Source organism: Bartonella tribocorum, assembly GCF_002778015.1.
Taxonomy (GTDB): Bacteria; Pseudomonadota; Alphaproteobacteria; order Rhizobiales; family Rhizobiaceae; genus Bartonella; species Bartonella tribocorum_B.
Genome location: NZ_NJPP01000001.1, coordinates 191,718 through 210,507, shown reverse-complemented (window position 1 = coordinate 210,507; position 18,790 = coordinate 191,718). Strand labels below are relative to the sequence as shown.

Annotated in this window: 17 protein-coding genes and 1 pseudogene; 6 read left to right on the top strand and 12 right to left on the bottom strand. The window is 39.0% G+C overall.

Annotation, left to right across the window (positions count from 1 at the left end; all coding sequences use genetic code 11):
* Positions 1–9: 9 nt before the first annotated feature.
* Both CEV08_RS00800 and CEV08_RS00795 read right to left on the bottom strand, forming a co-directional pair.
* On the bottom strand, positions 10–966 hold the full coding sequence (locus tag CEV08_RS00800) for an acetyl-CoA carboxylase carboxyltransferase subunit alpha (protein WP_100129890.1): 957 nt from the start codon (positions 964–966) through the stop codon (positions 10–12).
* Between the two features lie 78 nt (positions 967–1,044).
* A complete protein-coding gene (locus CEV08_RS00795; RefSeq protein ID WP_100129889.1) occupies positions 1,045–1,983 on the bottom strand; it encodes a site-specific tyrosine recombinase XerD in 939 nt (312 codons plus the stop codon).
* Positions 1,984–2,239: 256 nt separating this feature from the next.
* On the opposite strand from CEV08_RS00795, the pseudogene CEV08_RS00790 reads away from it, so the two are divergent.
* The 4 genes and pseudogenes from CEV08_RS00790 to CEV08_RS00775 all read left to right on the top strand — a co-directional run bounded on the left by CEV08_RS00790 (position 2,240) and on the right by CEV08_RS00775 (position 5,190).
* A pseudogene (locus tag CEV08_RS00790) lies at positions 2,240–2,879 on the top strand (shikimate kinase).
* Entirely contained in the window at positions 2,854–3,987 is a 1,134-nt protein-coding gene (aroB, locus tag CEV08_RS00785) for a 3-dehydroquinate synthase (RefSeq protein WP_100129887.1), read from the top strand. Before CEV08_RS00790 ends, aroB begins: the two are co-directional and overlap by 26 nt.
* A 403-nt stretch (positions 3,988–4,390) precedes the next feature.
* Positions 4,391–4,780 (top strand): MliC family protein, encoded by a 390-nt coding sequence (locus tag CEV08_RS00780; RefSeq protein ID WP_100129886.1) that lies wholly within the window; start codon positions 4,391–4,393, stop codon positions 4,778–4,780.
* Positions 4,781–4,797: 17 nt separating this feature from the next.
* Complete coding sequence (locus CEV08_RS00775; protein WP_100129885.1) at positions 4,798–5,190, top strand: MliC family protein; 393 nt, start codon at positions 4,798–4,800, stop codon at positions 5,188–5,190.
* A gap of 16 nt (positions 5,191–5,206) precedes the next feature.
* On the opposite strand, the gene mnhG is transcribed toward CEV08_RS00775, so the two are convergent.
* The 7 genes from mnhG to CEV08_RS00740 all read right to left on the bottom strand — a co-directional run bounded on the left by mnhG (position 5,207) and on the right by CEV08_RS00740 (position 11,983).
* Positions 5,207–5,617, bottom strand: coding sequence for a monovalent cation/H(+) antiporter subunit G (gene mnhG / locus CEV08_RS00770; protein ID WP_100129884.1), 411 nt, complete (start codon positions 5,615–5,617; stop codon positions 5,207–5,209).
* A complete protein-coding gene (locus CEV08_RS00765; protein ID WP_100129883.1) occupies positions 5,614–5,895 on the bottom strand; it encodes a K+/H+ antiporter subunit F in 282 nt (93 codons plus the stop codon). Before CEV08_RS00765 ends, mnhG begins: the two co-directional genes overlap by 4 nt.
* Entirely contained in the window at positions 5,895–6,377 is a 483-nt protein-coding gene (locus tag CEV08_RS00760; protein WP_100129882.1) for a Na+/H+ antiporter subunit E, read from the bottom strand. The genes CEV08_RS00765 and CEV08_RS00760 overlap by 1 nt, the downstream gene beginning before the upstream one ends.
* A complete protein-coding gene (locus CEV08_RS00755; protein ID WP_100129881.1) occupies positions 6,374–7,996 on the bottom strand; it encodes a monovalent cation/H+ antiporter subunit D in 1,623 nt (540 codons plus the stop codon). The genes CEV08_RS00760 and CEV08_RS00755 overlap by 4 nt, the downstream gene beginning before the upstream one ends.
* A complete protein-coding gene (locus tag CEV08_RS00750) occupies positions 7,996–8,337 on the bottom strand; it encodes a Na+/H+ antiporter subunit C (RefSeq protein WP_100129880.1) in 342 nt (113 codons plus the stop codon). Before CEV08_RS00750 ends, CEV08_RS00755 begins: the two co-directional genes overlap by 1 nt.
* Positions 8,337–11,258 carry a monovalent cation/H+ antiporter subunit A gene (locus CEV08_RS00745; RefSeq protein ID WP_100129879.1) on the bottom strand — a complete coding sequence of 974 codons (2,922 nt, stop codon included), beginning with the start codon at positions 11,256–11,258 and terminating at the stop codon, positions 8,337–8,339. Before CEV08_RS00745 ends, CEV08_RS00750 begins: the two co-directional genes overlap by 1 nt.
* A gap of 233 nt (positions 11,259–11,491) precedes the next feature.
* Positions 11,492–11,983 (bottom strand): BA14K family protein, encoded by a 492-nt coding sequence (locus CEV08_RS00740; RefSeq protein ID WP_100129878.1) that lies wholly within the window; start codon positions 11,981–11,983, stop codon positions 11,492–11,494.
* 167 nt (positions 11,984–12,150) lie between these two features.
* Between CEV08_RS00740 and CEV08_RS00735 the strand changes: the two genes are divergently transcribed.
* Together CEV08_RS00735 and CEV08_RS00730 are read left to right on the top strand one after the other, a co-directional pair.
* Positions 12,151–13,248, top strand: coding sequence for a carboxynorspermidine decarboxylase (locus CEV08_RS00735; protein ID WP_100129935.1), 1,098 nt, complete (start codon positions 12,151–12,153; stop codon positions 13,246–13,248).
* 53 nt (positions 13,249–13,301) lie between these two features.
* On the top strand, positions 13,302–14,540 hold the full coding sequence (locus tag CEV08_RS00730; protein WP_100129877.1) for a saccharopine dehydrogenase family protein: 1,239 nt from the start codon (positions 13,302–13,304) through the stop codon (positions 14,538–14,540).
* Positions 14,541–15,179: 639 nt separating this feature from the next.
* Here CEV08_RS00730 and CEV08_RS00725 read toward each other — a convergent pair.
* The 3 genes from CEV08_RS00725 to odhB form a co-directional block, all read right to left on the bottom strand.
* Positions 15,180–15,437, bottom strand: coding sequence for an Arm DNA-binding domain-containing protein (locus tag CEV08_RS00725; RefSeq protein ID WP_100129876.1), 258 nt, complete (start codon positions 15,435–15,437; stop codon positions 15,180–15,182).
* A 687-nt stretch (positions 15,438–16,124) separates the two neighbouring features.
* Positions 16,125–17,531, bottom strand: a complete 1,407-nt coding sequence (gene lpdA / locus CEV08_RS00720; protein WP_100129875.1) for a dihydrolipoyl dehydrogenase — start codon at positions 17,529–17,531, stop codon at positions 16,125–16,127.
* Between the two features lie 31 nt (positions 17,532–17,562).
* Complete coding sequence (gene odhB, locus CEV08_RS00715) at positions 17,563–18,774, bottom strand: 2-oxoglutarate dehydrogenase complex dihydrolipoyllysine-residue succinyltransferase (RefSeq protein WP_100129874.1); 1,212 nt, start codon at positions 18,772–18,774, stop codon at positions 17,563–17,565.
* Positions 18,775–18,790 lie beyond the last annotated feature (16 nt).

Sequence of the window (18,790 nt, the reverse complement as noted above, 5' to 3'; positions counted from 1 at the left end):
AAAAACGACTTATGCTAATGAACGACCAATTTGAAGATATTTTTCCCTTCGCTCTTGTTTAAGAACTTGACCATCTTTTCCCGCCATAGCTTTTAAAGCCTCTGAAATAATCTCCCCCGTTGCATCAATGGCAATCTCTTTACCCCGATGCGCTCCTCCTAAAGGCTCTGAAATAATGCCATCAATAATCTTTAAGCGATACAAATCTTGAGCGGTAATACGCATATTCATTGCAGCATCTTTTGCTCGGGTTGGATCACGCCATAAAATAGAAGCTGCTCCTTCTGGAGAAATAACAGAGTAAATCGCATGTTCTAACATATAAACTTTATTGGCAGCCGCAATGGCTATCGCCCCCCCAGAACCGCCTTCCCCAATAACAACGGATACAACAGGAACCTTTAGGCGCAAAGTTGCGGCTGTTGATTGAGCGATTGCTTCTGCTTGCCCACGCTCTTCAGCGCTTACCCCAGGATAAGCACCTGCCGTATCAACAAAAGTAAGGAGTGGCAACCCAAAGCGATCAGCCATTTCCATAATACGGACAGCTTTACGATATCCTTCTGGACGAGCAGAACCGAAATTATAGCGCAAACGTGTCTGCGTATCGTGCCCTTTCTCTTGACCGATGTAAGCAACAGCCTCCCCCTTAAAGCGTGCAAAACCGGCTTGAATAGCTTCATCTTCAGCAAATTTGCGATCTCCTGCCAAAGGTGTAACATCACTCAATAAGCGTTTAGAATAATCCATAAAATGGGGACGGTCAGGATGACGAGCAACTTGTGTTTTTTGCCATGGCGATAATTTTTTGTAAAGATCGTGCAATGCCGTTTTGGAACGTTTTTCAAGACGCGCAATCTCGTCACTCATATCAAGACTGCCTTTTTCCTGAGAAATTTTTTTTAATTCAAGAATTTTCCCATCGAGATCAGCAACTGGTTTTTCAAAATCAAGATAATTATACATTTATACCAACTCATTCAGTGTCACTTATACACTTATAATTTTCTTTATAAAGTTTTTTTCCAAAAAATCACCTTTTCTTTAACGAGCTTTTTGTGCATCGGCAAGGGGATGGTGCTCATTGACTAAACGATAAAGCCCCTCTTCCAACACATGGGTATAAATCTGAGTGGTAGAAATATCAGAGTGACCTAACAAATGTTGAACAGCACGCAAATCAGCACCATTTTGCAAAAGATGACTAGCAAAAGCATGGCGCAACACATGGGGAGAAAAGTTTTCACTTTTTATTCCAGCCCTTTTAGCAAGATTTTTCAATTCCCGCGCAACAACTTGACGGGCAATATAGCCTGTTTGTGAATGCGCCGGAAAAAGATAAAGACTTTTCGCATCTTTCCCTTGATCACGTAAGTCCAACCATTGCAAAAGAACTTGATAGGCTTTTTTTGATAACAACACCATTCGTTCTTTTTTTCCCTTACCACGAATCAAAAGACTGTATGCTTTCCCCCGAACAGCCTGCACAGGCAAACTCACCAACTCACTAATGCGCAATCCTGTTGCGTAAAGCATTTCGCTCAACAGCTGAAGACGCAATGCGCACAGATAATCTTTAGATCCATAATCTGCTTGATCAACCTCCAACTGCGCTAAATCAAGAAATTTTGTCACCGCATCTTCACTGATAATTTTGGGCAAAGGACGCCCTTGACGTGGTGCATCAATGTCATGGGAAGGATCATCTGCTCTTAATCCTTCTGCATAAAGAAACTGATAAAATTGACGCAACGTTGATAAACGACGCGCTTGTGAAGTTGCGGCAAAACCAAACGTATGCATAAGCGACAAAAGGCTAATTAAATCTTCTTTTTTTGCTGAAAAAAGCGAAACAGAACGCGAAGATAATTCATCTTGCGCCCACTGTAAATCATGCTGATAAGCCGCCAGTGTATGGGCAGAAACGCCTCGCTCAGCACTCATCATTTCAAGAAAACGCTCTATCACAATGTTATTTTTCATTAATCCATTCTCAAGGAAAGATTCAGCGAATCTAAAGGAACATCAACAGACATATCCACAGTTACAGGCTCAACAAAAATCACAAGGATGACCATTATACTAAAAAGAATAGTAAGCAAAATAAAAAGAATCATCAAAAATCTGGTCAATGTTGGCATAAAACAATAAACTTTTCCCAAAATATTCTATCACTTAATTTTACCTTAGAAAGATTAACAGGAATTGACTTTAAATCAGATAAATGCCGAAATAAGCTATGAAAAGTAACCGAATCCAACATCTTCCCATGTCACAAGTAAAGAGACAACTTTTATCATCTCTGGATAACCAAGCTCAAGCTCTTGTGTTTGTTGGTCTTATGGGAGCAGGAAAATCAGTCATTGGAAAACGTGTTGCCACCATGCTTGATTTACCCTTTTATGATTCTGATCAAGAAATCGAAAAAGCAGCGCAAATGTCTATCACAGAAATCTTTAAAATCTATGGTGAAGCAGAATTTCGTGCTCTTGAACAGAGTATTATTTTCAACCTCATAAAAAAACGCCCTCTTATTTTAGCAACAGGTGGCGGAGCCTACATAAATCAAAAGATACGAAAAGTTATTCATCAAAACGGAATATCTATATGGCTCAAAGCAGATCTTGATATCCTTATGCAACGTGTTTTCAAGCGTTCAACACGCCCCCTTCTTCAAACAGCAAATCCTAAAGAAACGATGCAAAAACTCATGGAACAGCGCTATCCTCTCTATGCAAAAGCAAACATAACAATTAACAGTCATAAAGAAAGCCCCTACAGAATAGCAAAAAATGTCATCCGATCTCTACAGCACTACCTCCATACAAAAAAATAACGATAGAAAGAACAAGCATGCAAGCCCAAACCGTCACCATTAAATTAGATAAGCACTGTTACGATATCATTATTGGACCAGGCCTCATTGCACAAGCCGCTTTACGGATTAAGCATTCTCTTAAGCAAAAAGATTTTCATCAAACGCGTTTGGCAATTGTTACAGATACCAATGTTGCATCCCTCCATTTGGAGACATTACAAGCAGAGTTAACAAAAAATAAAATTCATACTGTCCTTATTATTGTAGAAGCAGGAGAGCAATCAAAATCATTTTCAACCTTGCAAGTCGTCATCGACAAAATTCTTTCCGCACGTTTAGAAAGAGGTGACTGTGTTATTGCTTTTGGTGGTGGTGTCATTGGCGATCTAGCAGGATTTGCAGCAAGTATGATACGCCGCGGAATGAACTTTATTCAGATGCCCACAACGCTTCTTGCACAAATTGATTCCTCTGTTGGTGGAAAAACGGGTATCAACAGCCAATATGGCAAAAATCTTATTGGTGCTTTTTATCAACCGCAATGCGTTATCGCTGATACATCTGTTCTTGATACGCTCCCATTGCGTGAATTTCGCGCAGGTTATGCAGAAATGGTAAAATATGGACTCATTAACCAGCCTGATTTTTTTGAATGGCTTGAAAAAAACGGACAAGAAATTTTTTCTAATGGCGCGATAAGAATTGAAGCCGTTGTTCGCTCATGCCAATTTAAAGCTGCCATAGTCGCACGTGACGAATACGAAAAAGGAGAACGTGCACTCTTAAATCTCGGTCATACCTTTGGACACATGCTTGAAACAGCCACCGCTTATGATTCAAAACGTTTAATTCACGGTGAAGCTGTAGCAATTGGAATGATTCTCGCACATCAATTCTCTGCACAATTGAATCTAATAGACCCCACACTCCCACACCGCATCGAAACACACCTTAAAGCTGTAGGTTTACCTACGCAATTAAAGGATATCCCAGGAGATCTACCAGATATTGAAGCTTTAATGACGTTCATTGCTCAAGATAAAAAAGTTTCACAAAATAATTTGACCTTTATTTTGACACGCGGACTTGGCCAATCATTTATTGCAAAAAATGTTCAACAAGATGCAGTTTTATCCTTTTTGAAACAAAAATTAATAGAAATTCGTTAATTCATATTGAATATCATTGATTCGTTCTTATACTTCTATTAAAGAAATAGTTATGATGATGTCTGCGTAGCTCAGTAGGATAGAGCACAGGATTCCTAAGGAAATTGGGCGTTTTAAGGAGAAATCCTCAAAGCGGATCTGCTCAAATTCGGGGAAAGCTTCATGGGCAAAACGATATGCCAATCCCGAGCCAAGCCTTTCTTTACATGAGAGGAAGGTGTAGAGACTGAACGGGCAGCACCTAAAAGGCGCAAGCTTCAAGGTGAAGAGACAGTCCAGACCACAAACAGCTTGTAAAGCTGGCGGTGAAAACCGAAGTGGTATGAATCCTGGGGTCGCAGGTTCGAATCCTGCCGTAGACACCATCACATAAGTCAAATTACTTTTCATATAGGAAAATATTATGAAAAAAACTCTACAAATTTTAGGATTTTTGGCTACTTCAAGTCTCTTTAGTTCAGGCAATGGTTTTGCTGCTTCTTTAGTCATTGAAGTACCGGATGATCCACAACCAACAACACAAACCGTAACCTATCAGTGTGCTATGGGAGAACATAAAGAACGCGTTGAAGCAATTTATCACAACGCTGGTGATATTTCATTGGTTGATTTTAAATGGAAAGGCGACCGCGTCATTGCTGCTCATGTCATCGCTGCATCGGGAGAAAAATATGAAGGGGGTCAGTATGTCTGGTGGGAGAAAAACAAAGAAGTTACACTCTACGATCTCATGAACGATCCAGAAGAAAAAAAGCCCATCCTTTGCAAGGATGAATCAACATTGTTATTCTAAATAACGGAGCAAATATTATGAGACAAGCTTCTTTTATCGTACGGTTTTTCACCGTTTTAAGTTTATCATTTTTCAGTTCAATCAATGCTTTTGCAAGTTCTTTAATCATTGAAGTGCCAGACGATCCAGAACCAACAAAAGAGACAGTTACTTATCAATGCGATATGAAAACAGGTAAGGAGCATGTTGAAGCAACCTATTACAATGCTGGATATATTGCGCTCGTTGACCTCAAATGGAAAGAAAAGCGCATCATCGCCTCCAATGTCATTGCCGCTTCTGGAGCAAGATATGTGGGAGGGCCTTATATTTGGCATACAAAAGGAAGTAAAGCCGTATTTTCTGATCGCATTAATGACCAAAAGGACAGAAATCTTATTGAATGTGTAGAAAAACAGAGAACGAAATAAAATAAGCTGTTACATATCAAAAATCGCTTTGGCTCTTATCACATGATATTTCGTTGGAGGTAGATATTTGTTCTTCCGCCTGACATGATAAAAGAGCCAGCGGTTTTTCTAATTTATTTTCTAAATAGTGCCTATAAGCCGCTGCTTGTGATACCAGCATAGAAGCAACCGGTATTGTTACAAATAAAAAAATCATCAATAAAAATTCATGAAAAACGAAATGATGATCTACAAAAGTTGAATAAAGAAACGACGCAATAAGAATACTGCCAGCACCCCAACTTGTACTCAACGAAAGCATATGTAAGCGCTTATAAAAAGTAGAAAGACGTACCAACCCTATTGTTCCAATCAACGTGAGACCAGATCCTAATATCAAAAAAACCGTAATAGCAAGTGCAACCACAAGTGATACATCATCCTTCATTCAATAATCTCCCCCCGCATGAGAAATTTTGCCAACGCAATACTTGATACAGGACCCAGCAAGCCAATAATGAGCGCTGCAACAAAATAAATAGTTGTTCCTGAACGGATGTCGAATGTAAGAAACAAAAGAATAGTGATTATATAAAGAGCATCCAACCCTACAATCCGATCTTGTGCCCGTGGACCATGAAGCAACCGAAACAACGCAAGAATCATTGATAAACTTAAAAAAAACTGCGAGATATAAAGCCCCCAGTAGAGGATCACCATACTCATTAAAAAATCTCCAAAAGTAATTGCTCATAGCGTTTTTTGATCAATTTTTGGTAATCATATCCACTTTTAAAATTTAAGACATGAAGTAGAAGCTCATTATTTTTTCTATTATAGGCAATCCAAACAGTCCCTGGAGTTGCTGAAAGAATACATGCCAAAACAGCTAAAGCAGTGCGACTTTCAAGCGAAATAGGCACCACAATAAAACCAGACTGCTTTTTTCGAGATCTTTTAGTTAAAACGAAGCAAGCCACAGCAATATTTGAAACGATAGAATCAATAAACACACGAAAAGACAACAGAAAAACAGCACGCCAACTTTTAATCGTTATTTTTTCCGGCTCAAGAAGCCGCATCATCCACCCCCCAAACAAAGCAATGATAACGCCTAAAAGCAATTGACCGAAACTAAAGCCATTTAAAATCAGCCACATAAAAACAATTGCCACGCTAGAAAAAGGGAAAAAATAACAATGTTTCACTGATTAATCCCCTTATTTTCAAGAGAAAAATCATCTAAAACACTGCCAATATAATTTTGAGGTTCATACAAAGTTTTGGCTGTTTCAAACATATAACGACTAACAGGACCAGCGACAATTGTAATAAGAAAACACAAAGCAAGCAGAACGGCAACGGGGGCAAATTCAATAACCTGTACCCTTGGAATCCTCCCTTCAAGAGAAACCCAAAAAGTTCGAATGCCCGTTCGTGTCATAGCAATCAAAGCAGCAAAACCAGACAGAGTGACAAAAATCATAAAAAGCCAATTATGATAAACGGGTAGAGAGGTAGAAATATTTTCTTTACTATGGTTTAAGAGTGCCACAAACATCATAAATTTAGCAACAAAACCAGAAAAGGGCGGTAGACCAATAATCAAAAGTGCGCAAAGACCAAAACAAGCCCCAAGAATTGCCAAAGTTACCGGTAAATAAGTTCCTACTTCATCTTCCTCCTCCTCTTCATCGTCCCCATAAACTTCCATTGTGACCGTCAAAACATTGGCTGCCACATCTTGACAGCGTTCAACCAACTCCACAACAAGAAAAAAAGCCCCCAGTGCCAAAGTTGAGGAAACAATATAAAAGAGTGCACCTGCAATCAATGCTGTATTGCCGATCCCGATTGCTGTCAACAATGTCCCAGAAGAAACCAAAACACTATAAGCTGCCAAACGTACCAAGACTTGGCTTGCCAACACCCCAATAAAACCAAAAGCCATAGTAGCAAGCCCACCGTAAAACAAAACCGTTTGACCAAAATGGCTAAAATATCCACTTTCTGGTCCAAACCATAACAATGTTAAACGTAAAATAATATAAATACCGACTTTGCTTAAAAGTGCAAAAGAAGCGCCAACAGGCGCTACTGCTGCACTATAAGTTGGCATCAACCAAAAATTCAATGGCCACACCCCTGCTTTAATTAAAAAAGCAATTCCCAAAAACGCAGCTCCTATTTCGAATAAAGTAATATCGCTAGGAGCGATATATTGTATTTTTACAGCCAAATCAGCCATATTGAGGGTACCTACGATTCCATAAATGAGTGCCGCACCAACGAGAAAAAACAACGAAGCAACCAGATTAACCACAACATAATGCAACCCAGCACGCACACGTAAAGGGCCAGAACCATGCAACGCAAGGCCATAAGAAGCTGTTAACATCACTTCGAAAAATACAAATAAATTAAATAAATCACCTGTTAAAAAAGCGCCGTTTATTCCAACCATGAAAAACTGCATCAATGACTGAAAATGAGGACCCGCTTTATACCAATGTGCCCGTGCAAAAACCAACGCCGCGCTGATCAACAAGCTAGAAAGCAAAAGCATCATAGCACTTAAACGATCAAGCACCAAAACAATACCAAAAGGAGAAGGCCAATTCCCAAGCCGATAAACATCTACAGCTGGTGCAACTTCAAGAGCGTGCTTCACCAGTAAAACAGCGACAACAACCAACAATACAGCAGAAAAAATACTAATGAGTGATTTTAGTTTTGAACGACGTTCATCATAGAAAAGAAGAAGGGCGCCAGTACTTAACGGCAAAAGAATCGGCAAGATAAGAAGATGATGCACATAAGCTTCCATCACTGTACCTCACGTCCATCAACGTGATCTGAACCTGTTAAACCACGTGAAACCAACAAGATAACCAAAAATAAGGCTGTCGTTGCAAAACCGATCACAATCGCAGTTAAAACCAAAGCCTGTGGAAGAGGATCAACATAATTCGCAGGATTGATAACCATGGTAGGATCAACAATTGGCGCTGCATTACTGCGTGGTCTACTCATTGCAAATATGAAAAGATTGACACCATAGGATATCAAAGACAAACCAAGAATGACTTGAAAAGTTCGGGGGCGCAAAATGAGCCAAATTCCAGATCCGACAAGAACACCAATAGCCAAAGAAAGAATAATTTCCATTAATTTTCCTTCTCTTTTAAAGCAGGTTTTTTGCCGATTCGGTAACTACGTATTGATTGATGTGCAAGTGCAATTAAAATGAGGACCGTTGCTCCCAACACAAGAGAAAACACACCAAAATCAAACAAAAAAGCAGATGCTATAGGAACCTTTCCAATCAATGGCACATGCATATACTGGAAAAAGGATGTTAAAAAAGGATACCCAACAAACAAGGCCCCTGCTCCCGTTACAATCGATAGCAATAAGCCAAAGCCCATCCAACGTAAAGGTAAAACTCTTAAATGGTTTTCCACCCAACGAATATCCCGTGCAAGATACTGCAAAATAAAGCCTATCGCGAGAGTCACCCCGCCGACGAAGCCCCCTCCAGGAAGATCATGTCCTCGCACAAATAAATAAAAGGAAAAAGCAATAATAACAGAAAAGAGCCACCCCATAATAACAGAAGGGATAACGAGATAATTCAATACTGTATCCCCCACATTTCGATCCGGCTGTGCCTTATCAAAAGCTTCCTGAACACGTTGTTGAAATGGTGGCTCAATACTTTCAGGAGCAGGACGAAATCGACGCAAAAGAGCAAATACAGTCAAAGAAACACATCCCAAAACCACAACTTCTCCCATCGTATCAAAACCACGAAAATCAACCAACAATACATTCACAACATTGCGACCACCTGCACCAGAATAAGCATTTTTAAGAAAAAAATCAGAAACTGTTGTCCCTTGAGGACGTGTCATCATCACAAAAGAGAGCCATGCAACACCAGAACCTCCCATAATCGCTATGATAAAATCACGGACGCGACGCAAACGCACCCCAAAATGAACATGCGTTGGAGCAGGGTTATGCACACGCTTAGGCAACCAACGCAAACCAAGCAATAATAAGACAACTGTCACCACTTCAACAACCAATTGCGTTATAGCTAAATCGGGTGCAGAAAGCCATAAAAAGGTTGCACACGTCATCAAACCTGCTCCCCCCAAAAGCATGAGTGATGCAAGACGATGAAACTTTGCTTGCCAAGCAACTAAAAGCGCGCACAACCCACCGACCAACCAAAGCGCAATAAAAGGAATATCAAGTGGAAAAAGCGGTAGCCCTCCTGGTGCAATTAAACCATCACGCCAAAGCAAAAGACCAGAAAAAATAAAACACACAGCAAAAATCCAGTGTAACTGAATTTGCAAACGGCGTGTTGACAAAACAGATTCCACCGCACGAGCCCATTTCCAAGAAATAATCACAAGAATGCGTTCAAAAATACGCGGTCCTTTCAAATGACGAAAAAAGGGAGCGCCATCATCGCAAGATAAAAAATAACGCCGCCCGACAACGTAGAGCAATCCGCCTCCTAATAACGCCACCAAACTCATCATTAATGGTGTATTAAACCCATGCCAAACAGCCAAACTATAAGGAGGTGTCATTGGTCCTAAAACAGACACGACAGCATTATCTAAAATAGACCCGATTGTTAAATGAGGAAAAATACCAACGGCTAAACAAATAAACACCAAAAGTTCTATGGGTAAACGCATAAAACGCGGTGGTTCATGGGGAGTTTTGGGTAATTTGTCTGGTTTTGGCCCCCAAAAGACACCATGAATAAAACGGATAGAATAGGTCACACTAAACAAGCTCGCAAGTGTTGCTACATAAGGAGCAATCCAATCAAGCCATGATTCCATATGCGTTTCAACGGCTTCAGCAAAAAACATTTCTTTCGATAAAAAACCATTGAGCAAAGGAACTCCAGCCATTGCCGCACTTGCCACTAAAGCAAGAGTCGCTGTAATCGGCATAGAGCGATAAAGACCAGTTAGCTTACGCATATCACGTGTTCCCGTTTCGTGATCAATAATGCCAGCAGCCATAAATAAAGACGCTTTAAAAGTAGCATGATTGGCCATATGAAAAATCGCAGCAACACATGCAAGGGGGCTCCCAAGGCTTAAAAGTGTGGTAATTAATCCAAGATGGCTAATCGTTGAGTAAGCAAGAAGTCCCTTTAAATCTTGCTGAAACATTGAACAATAAGCCCCCAGAAGAAGTGTTGAGAGTCCTGAAAAGCCAACCATCCAAAACCAAGACTCTGTCCCAGAGAGCACGGGCCATAAACGAACCAGCAAAAATAATCCAGCTTTTACCATCGTTGCCGAATGCAAATAAGCCGATACAGGTGTTGGAGCTGCCATCGCATTAGGCAACCAAAAATGAAAAGGAAACTGTGCGCTTTTTGTTAATCCGCCCAATAAAATACAAATAAGGGCAGGAATATAAAGCGAACTTGATCGGATCATATCTCCAGACTGCAAAATTTTATCCAGATCAAAACTACCAACGATATACCCAATCAATAAAACCCCAATAAAAAGAGTAAAACCACCAAAACCTGTAATCGTTAAAGCCATACGCGCCCCTTCACGCGCACTCGCATTATGATACCAGTAACCAATCAACAAAAAAGAAAAAATACTGGTGAGTTCCCAGAAAACAACCAAAAATACGAGATTACCTGATAAAACAATCCCTGTCATTGAGCCCATAAAGGCTAGAAAAAAAGAAAAAAACCGTGGTACAGAATCCGCGGGATCCATATAATAACGCGCATAAACAACGACAAGCAGTCCAATTCCTGTAATGAGCAAGCAAAAAAGCCACGACAAACCATCCATCCGGAGAATCAAATCAGCCCCCCATTCTGGAAGCCAAGGAATATTAAAACGTACAATGTGATTGCCGCGAATTGCCGGATAAAGCATGATTGTAAAAAGAAGACTAAACAGAGCAATGCCCCCAGCAAACCACGCTTCATTATTTTTTGCTGTCGAACGAAAAAAGCCAATAACAGCACTTCCACTAAAGGGAAGCAAAATGAGCAATATCAACATTGCTTCCCGTGTTGTCATTCTTCCAGCTCCATCCTGCTTTTAATATTTTGTCATTGACAAAACAATTTTTTTAATTTTCACCCCCCATTTTACACTTAATGGTAATAAGATTTAATAAAACTTAAAAGTATTTAAATTTTTCAAAAAACAATGTTTACACGGAAATGCCGCGCGCCACACACGTTTTCTTTTTATTGTAAAAACAATAACGCACACGACAAGGAGCAATTAAAAATTTATTTAATCCATTTCTATCCTTTAAAAAAGCGCGATAAACACTGTTTACGAGGCCCATGAAAAGGCTGAAAACTATTATCATTTTTATTATAAGAGCGATAACGTGCACGACAAGATTCAATATGTTGTTTAAGCATCCATGGCTCTTTTTTTTCTAGCTTTTCTGAAGAAGACGTTAAAAATACTCTTTTAGCATCTGATACAACTTTTAATGATGCGCCTTTTGTGCTTAAGTGGGGAGATGTAACAAATGCCGCTTCAGGATACCACCAATTATCTTTATACTTAACATAACCACGCCGATAATGATGATACCCCTTAAAACCATTCAGTTCTCTACGCCCCGTAAAAATCAAAGGCTCCGAACTCTCTTGGATAGATGTTTGAGCAACCAGTTTGGCTTTGGCATCACCCCTATTTTGCTCCCAATTAACAAGAGTGGTTGTTATAATGAAAAGACTACTTACAAATATAAAAGCTAAGGCATAATATTGTTTCACACGCATAACACAAAACTCAAAATAATAAACAACAGCAATTACAGAAAGCCTTTCTCTTGCTAGACAGAAACAGATTCTTTTCTTAAGATTCTTTTTTCTTGAGACATTCTGTTACTCTTTGTACTAAACGTTGATCGTGGCAATAAGATCCTTCAAAAAAGAATGAATAAATGATGATAAAAACCCCCTACTATCTTATAGACAAATCGAAACTCATCAAAAATATGCAAACAATTTCTCGTTTACGAGAAATGTCAGGAGCAAAAATTTTGCTTGCTTTAAAATGTTTTGCCACATGGAGTGTTTTCGATTTAATGTCTGAATTCATGGATGGAACCACCTCATCATCCCTTTATGAACTGCGTTTAGGAAAAGAAAAATTTGGCAAAGAAACCCATGCTTACTCGGTTGCTTGGGCCGATCATGAAATTGATGAAGCCTGTGGTTATGCGGATAAAATTATCTTTAATTCAATCCAACAACTTAAACGCTTTTCTGATGCAACAAAAACCATTCAACGAGGTCTAAGGTTAAACCCAGGAATGAGTGTATCAAATTTTGATCTTGCCAATCCCTCACGCTCTTTTAGTCGCTTAGGAGAAACAAACCAAAGTGCTATTAAAGAAGTTTTGCCTCTCATCAATGGCTTGATGATCCATAACAATTGTGAAAATGCTGATTTTAATCTTTTTAACCAAATGCTTGGGGTTATGGAAGAAAAGTTTTCAGAGCTTTTTTCTGCCGTTGATTGGATAAGCCTTGGCGGTGGAATTCATTTTACAGCTGAAAATTATCCTCTAGAAACTTTCGCAGAACGCTTAAAGCATTTTTCCCAAACTTATGGCGTTACTCTTTTTCTAGAACCAGGAGAAGCCGCCATTACCAAAAGCACCACCTTAGAAGTCAGTGTTCTTGACACATTGTACAACAAAAAGAATCTTGCCATCGTTGATAGTTCAATCGAAGCACATATGCTTGATCTTCTCATTTATCGTGAAAATGCTAAATTAGAACCCAATCAAGGAGAACACGAAATTATGATCTGCGGAAAATCCTGTCTTGCTGGCGATATTTTTGGAACGTTTCAGTTTCAAAAACCTCTTAAAATAGGAGATAGACTGTCTTTTCAAGATGCAGCAGGTTATACAATGGTCAAGAAAAACTGGTTTAACGGTGTAACAATGCCTGCTATTGTTCTTAAAGAATGCGATGGTACATTAACGCTGCAACGCCAATTCAGCTACAATGACTATCAGGAAAGCCTTTCATAAAGATAACCACAAAAAACGTCATATAACAGTATTAAAAAGGAGATGAACCTACAATGAAAAAAAACGTTCTCATTATTGGTGCTGGAGGTGTTGCACAAGTTGTTGCGCATAAATGTGCTCAAAACAACGATATTCTTGGTGAAATTCATATTGCTTCACGAACACTCAAAAAATGTGAGGCCATTATTGCTTCTATTAAAGAAAAAAACAGCATGAAAGAACAAGGTGTTCTCAAAAGCCATTCGCTTAATGCCATGAATGTAGAAGAAACTGTAAAGCTCATCCAAAAAACCAAGTGCGAAATTGTTATTAATGTTGGTTCAGCCTTTCTTAATATGTCTGTTCTTTCAGCTTGTATTGAAACAAAATGTGCTTATATCGATACTGCCATCCACGAAGACCCTCTTAAAATTTGTGAAACACCCCCTTGGTACAGCAATTATGAATGGCCACGGCGTCAAGAATGTGAACAAGCAGGCATCACCGCTATTTTGGGTGCAGGCTTTGATCCCGGTGTGGTAAATGCCTACGCAGCATTAGCCCATAAATGTTATTTTGATAAAATAACAGACATCGATATCATCGATATTAATGCCGGAAATCATGGGCGTTGGTTTGCTACAAATTTTGATCCAGAAATTAACTTCCGTGAATTTACAGGACAAGTATGGTCATGGCAAAATAAAAAATGGACTTCCAATAAAATGTTTGAAGTCAGCCATGAATGGGATCTTCCCGTTGTTGGAAAACAAAAAGCCTATATGACAGGACATGATGAAATTCATTCACTTTCAAAAAACCTTGATGTCCAAAATATCCGCTTCTGGATGGGATTTAGTGATCGTTATATCACTGTTTTCACCGTTTTGAAAAATCTTGGACTCTTATCCGAACAACCCATTAAAACGGCAGAAGGACAAGAAGTCGTTCCTTTAAAAGTTGTAAAAGCTATCTTACCTGATCCTTCCTCTCTCGCCCCAGAATACACAGGAAAAACCTGTATAGGAGATTTTATTAAAGGCGAAAAAGATGGCAAACCAAAAGAAATTTTTATCTATAACATAGCCGATCACAAACAAGCTTTTCATGAAACCGGCGCACAAGGCATTTCTTATACAGCTGGTGTACCAGCAGCCGCAACAGCCCTTCTTATTGCCACAGGCGAATGGGATGTTAAAACAATGGTCAACGTAGAAGAACTCCCCACCCACCCTTTCCTTAAATATCTTGATCATATGGGGCTTTCTACCTTTATAAGAGAACAAGAAGAGGATAAAAAATTACAATTTTAAATTTATCCCAGAGAACACGGAGTTGATTTTTTAAGTTATCACAAAACTGCCAAATGAAAATAAATTCAACTTTCTTATGAAATTATGTTTTTTAAAAAATTTTAACTATAGGTTATATTTTGGCAATATTGGGATTTCTTAAAAACATTAAAGAAGATACAGATCATCTTTTTAAGAATGATCAAAAAGGCAAAGAGAAAAATAACTGATTTAATCACACTGTGTGATTTGCCATTAAGAGTATCTCAACAAAAAATATAAAAATACCGCTCTTTTAAAAAGAGTGGTATTTTATAAAATATTTGATATTTTCTTCATCTTAAAGGATGAAAGTTTCTAACCCGCACCAATCGTTAAACAATCCTATTTTTTGAGAAAATTCCTCTTTTCTTATCTCCTCATATAATTCATATTATATATAACTTATTGATTTATAACAATTAAAATAATCTTTTCTATAAACAATAGTCTGTAAATAATCCAGCTTCTTACCAAAGACCTTCCGCTTGGCTTTCCACTTCATCCAACTCTATAAGCAAACTTTGCTCTGAATATACAACAAATTGTAAGTATAACTTATTATTCTGCGCATTGAATAAGAGCCTCTAATACCGTAGGATTTTCTTATTAGAAATCTGTTTATATTGAATCAGTCAAAACTATTTCTTTTACATATAACAAGCAGAAGGAGTCCGTTTCGCGGTCTTGTTTTAAAGAAACACCTCTTAAGGGACCCAAGCCCATTTCACGGCGGCGCCCGTGAAGGGTATAATGGTAAATCCATTGAGCACCTCCATCTTTACGCTTATGGAAAAGCAAGCCGGCACCATCACACACTTTGCCAGCCCGTGGATGTTGCGACAGATCTTGGCACTTAAGATGATTCATAAGAACCATTTTTACTCTTTTATTCTATAGTTTTTATCCACACACTCATCCTACTTATGACGTGCAAGGGAATGGTTTTGATTGATTCAAAATAAACAGCTTTGAAATGAGAAAATCTTACGATATTCAGAATTATCATTATAAATCAATATGTTGCTATTTGAATAAAAGGAGCAGTAAGAAAAAATACCTCTTATAAACACTCTCAAATAGCCGAGAAGTGTATAACATTGAAGACGAGTAAGAGGTAATTTATAGTGCTTACTTATACCTTTTGTTAAGCATAAAGATGATGGTGTATAGTGGCTTTTATATACTTCACAAAAAACTTTACAGCCATACTCTTCACGAACACACTATCGCGAAATAGGTTTGAGCTTTTTGAGAGATGTTTTCTTAAAACAAAGCACGCAAACAGGCTCAGAATCCTATCCTGAATATTTTATAACAGTATAAAAATACCTTATATGTAAAACGTTACATAAATTAAATACAATTAAACACCACCGCTCTAAACGATAGTACAAGATAATCAATCAAAATTGCACAACTGAGACCTAAAATAACAATGATTGAAAAGCACACAACAAATTAAGTGGAATACCTGATACTATTGTTTTATTCTTTTTAAAACTTTGTTGCGTGCTTCACAAATATTGACTGCCCCTCTTTTAAAATATACTTTTTAAAAGCTTTTTAAATATGAAGCGGTTTAGCAAATGTTGCCAAAGCTGCTTCGCGCACTGCTTCCGATAAGGTAGGATGCGCATGACAACAGCGGCCTAGATCTTCTGATGAACCACCAAAATCCATTAACACTGCAATTTCGTGGATCATTTCACCAGCACCAAATCCAAGAATATGCCCCCCCAAAACCCGATCTGTTTTTTTATCAGCAAGAATTTTAACAAATCCATCACTCTTTTGCATCGCGCGTGCCCGACCATTGGCCATAAAAGGAAATTTGCCAACATTATATTCAATACCAGCTGCTTTCAGTTCTTCTTCTGTCTTTCCTACACTCGCAATTTCCGGCTGTGTATAAACGACACTAGGAATAACATCAAAATTAACATGTCCTTTTTGACCTGCTAAAATTTCTGCCACAGCAACGCCTTCTTCCTCTGCTTTATGTGCTAGCATTGGCCCTTTTACAACATCACCAATTGCATAAATTCCTGGAACATTCGTCTGCCAATGGGCATTAATTGCAATAAAGCCGCGTTCATCTAACTGAACACCAGCCTCACTCAAGCCAAGTCCTTCCGTATAAGGAGAACGCCCCGTAGCAATAAGCACAACATCAGCCTCTAAGGTTTCAGATTCACCCCCTTTGACAGATTCAAAGCTCACCTGAACCATTGAACCGGATTGTTTAATAGCGGTTACCTTTGCACCCGTTTTATATTCAATCCCCTGTTTTTCCATTAATTTCTGAAATTGCCGTGAAACTTCACCATCCATTGAGCCCAAAACCTTATTAAGATACTCAATAACGGTTACTTTAGCCCCTAAACGGCTCCAAACCGACCCAAGTTCAGAACCAATAACACCAGCACCCACCACAATCATATGTGCTGGTACTTTTTCAAGTGAAAGGGCTCCCGTAGAAGAAACAATAGTCTTTTCATCAATTTCAACATTCACCCCTGGAATGCCTGAACTTTCTGAGCCCGTAGCAATAATAATATTTTTTGTTTCAATTGTTTGTTTATTACCATCTCTGGCAACAACTTCCACATGGTCCGCACTCAAAATTTTGGCTGTCCCCAAAAAAGTATCAACTTTATTTTTTTTCATCAAAAAAGAAACGCCACTGGTATTGGCTGTCACCACAGATTTCTTATGAACCATCATTTGTTCAAGATTAAGTTTAGATTTGCCAATAGAAATCCCAAGTGTTTCAAAACCATGCTGAGTTTCAGCAAACACTTCTGAAGCGTGCAACAACGCTTTGGAAGGGATACAACCAACATTGAGACATGTTCCCCCTAATGTTGTACGCTTTTCAATAATCGCTACTTTAAGCCCTAGTTGCGCCGCCTTTATTGCTGCTACATAACCACCTGGACCCGCTCCGATCACAGCCACATCATAAGACATCCGTTTCTCCTTTCATCCTGAAAACTGTATTTTACAAATCAAGAACAAGGCGTTCCGGATCTTCTAAACTTTCCTTAACACGCACAAGGAAAGTTACAGCTTCTTGCCCATCCACAATACGGTGATCATAAGAAAGCGCTAAATACATCATGGGGCGGATTACCACTTGGCCCTCAACAACCATTGCTCGCTCTTTAATCGCATGCATTCCCAAAATACCAGATTGTGGTGCATTCAAAATCGGTGTCGACATCAACGACCCATACACACCACCATTGGTAATGGTAAAAGTTCCGCCTTGCATATCAGAAACGGCTAATTTTCCATCACGCGCAAGACGTCCCAAACGGCCAATCTCCTTTTCAATCTCTGCCAATGACATTTGATCTGCATCCCGCACCACTGGAACGACAAGTCCTTTATCCGTTCCAACAGCAATTCCAACATTGACATAGTTTTTGTAAACGATATCTGTTCCATCAATTTCGGCATTAACAGCAGGAAGTTCTTTTAATGCATGACAAACAGCTTTGGTAAAAAATCCCATAAAACCAAGTTTAACACCGTGTTTTTTCTCAAAAAGATCCTTATAACGCTTGCGCAAATCCATCACCGCGGACATATCAACCTCATTAAATGTGGTTAACATTGCTGCTACATTTTGCGCATCTTTAAGACGACGCGCAATTGTTTGACGCAATTTTGTCATACGAACCCGCTCTTCACGTATTTCTTGGACAAGAGTTGCCGAAGAACTTATCGCAGAGGAAGAAGGTGTAGGAGCATTTGTTTTTTGCTCTAATCCACCAAGAACATCTTCCTTAAGAATTTGTCCACGTTTTCCAGAACCAGAAATATCGCTTTTTGCAACATTATTTTCAGCCATCAATTTTGCTGCTGCGGGTGAAGGAGGCATTGTACTGCTTGAAGTAGGCTTCTCTGATTCAGATGAAGCCGCTGGAACAGATGTAGCAGAAAGTGAAAATGATTGGGAAACACCAGCTTCGCCAGCTTCCACCGCTCCTAAAAGAGCATTGACTTCAACCGTATTGCCTTCTTTTGCAATGATTTCAGTTAATTTTCCCGCAACAGGAGAAGGAACTTCAACTGTTACCTTATCAGTTTCTAATTCAACCAAAGGCTCATCCATAGCGACAGATTCACCAAGTTTTTTAAACCATTTACCAACCGTTGCTTCGGTAACCGATTCGCCCAAAGTAGGAACGCGGATTTCAGTAGTCATAATATTTTTCCATACA

Coding starts and splice junctions, on each gene's coding strand:
- CEV08_RS00800 (WP_100129890.1), bottom strand. CDS start 966: ATGTATAATTATCTTGATTTTGAAAAACCAGTTGCTGATCTCGATGGG.
- CEV08_RS00795 (WP_100129889.1), bottom strand. CDS start 1,983: ATGAAAAATAACATTGTGATAGAGCGTTTTCTTGAAATGATGAGTGCT.
- aroB (WP_100129887.1), top strand. CDS start 2,854: ATGCAAGCCCAAACCGTCACCATTAAATTAGATAAGCACTGTTACGAT.
- CEV08_RS00780 (WP_100129886.1), top strand. CDS start 4,391: ATGAAAAAAACTCTACAAATTTTAGGATTTTTGGCTACTTCAAGTCTC.
- CEV08_RS00775 (WP_100129885.1), top strand. CDS start 4,798: ATGAGACAAGCTTCTTTTATCGTACGGTTTTTCACCGTTTTAAGTTTA.
- mnhG (WP_100129884.1), bottom strand. CDS start 5,617: ATGAAGGATGATGTATCACTTGTGGTTGCACTTGCTATTACGGTTTTT.
- CEV08_RS00765 (WP_100129883.1), bottom strand. CDS start 5,895: ATGAGTATGGTGATCCTCTACTGGGGGCTTTATATCTCGCAGTTTTTT.
- CEV08_RS00755 (WP_100129881.1), bottom strand. CDS start 7,996: ATGGAAGCTTATGTGCATCATCTTCTTATCTTGCCGATTCTTTTGCCG.
- CEV08_RS00750 (WP_100129880.1), bottom strand. CDS start 8,337: ATGGAAATTATTCTTTCTTTGGCTATTGGTGTTCTTGTCGGATCTGGA.
- CEV08_RS00745 (WP_100129879.1), bottom strand. CDS start 11,258: ATGACAACACGGGAAGCAATGTTGATATTGCTCATTTTGCTTCCCTTT.
- CEV08_RS00740 (WP_100129878.1), bottom strand. CDS start 11,983: ATGCGTGTGAAACAATATTATGCCTTAGCTTTTATATTTGTAAGTAGT.
- CEV08_RS00735 (WP_100129935.1), top strand. CDS start 12,151: ATGATAAAAACCCCCTACTATCTTATAGACAAATCGAAACTCATCAAA.
- CEV08_RS00730 (WP_100129877.1), top strand. CDS start 13,302: ATGAAAAAAAACGTTCTCATTATTGGTGCTGGAGGTGTTGCACAAGTT.
- CEV08_RS00725 (WP_100129876.1), bottom strand. CDS start 15,437: ATGGTTCTTATGAATCATCTTAAGTGCCAAGATCTGTCGCAACATCCA.
- lpdA (WP_100129875.1), bottom strand. CDS start 17,531: ATGTCTTATGATGTGGCTGTGATCGGAGCGGGTCCAGGTGGTTATGTA.
- odhB (WP_100129874.1), bottom strand. CDS start 18,774: ATGACTACTGAAATCCGCGTTCCTACTTTGGGCGAATCGGTTACCGAA.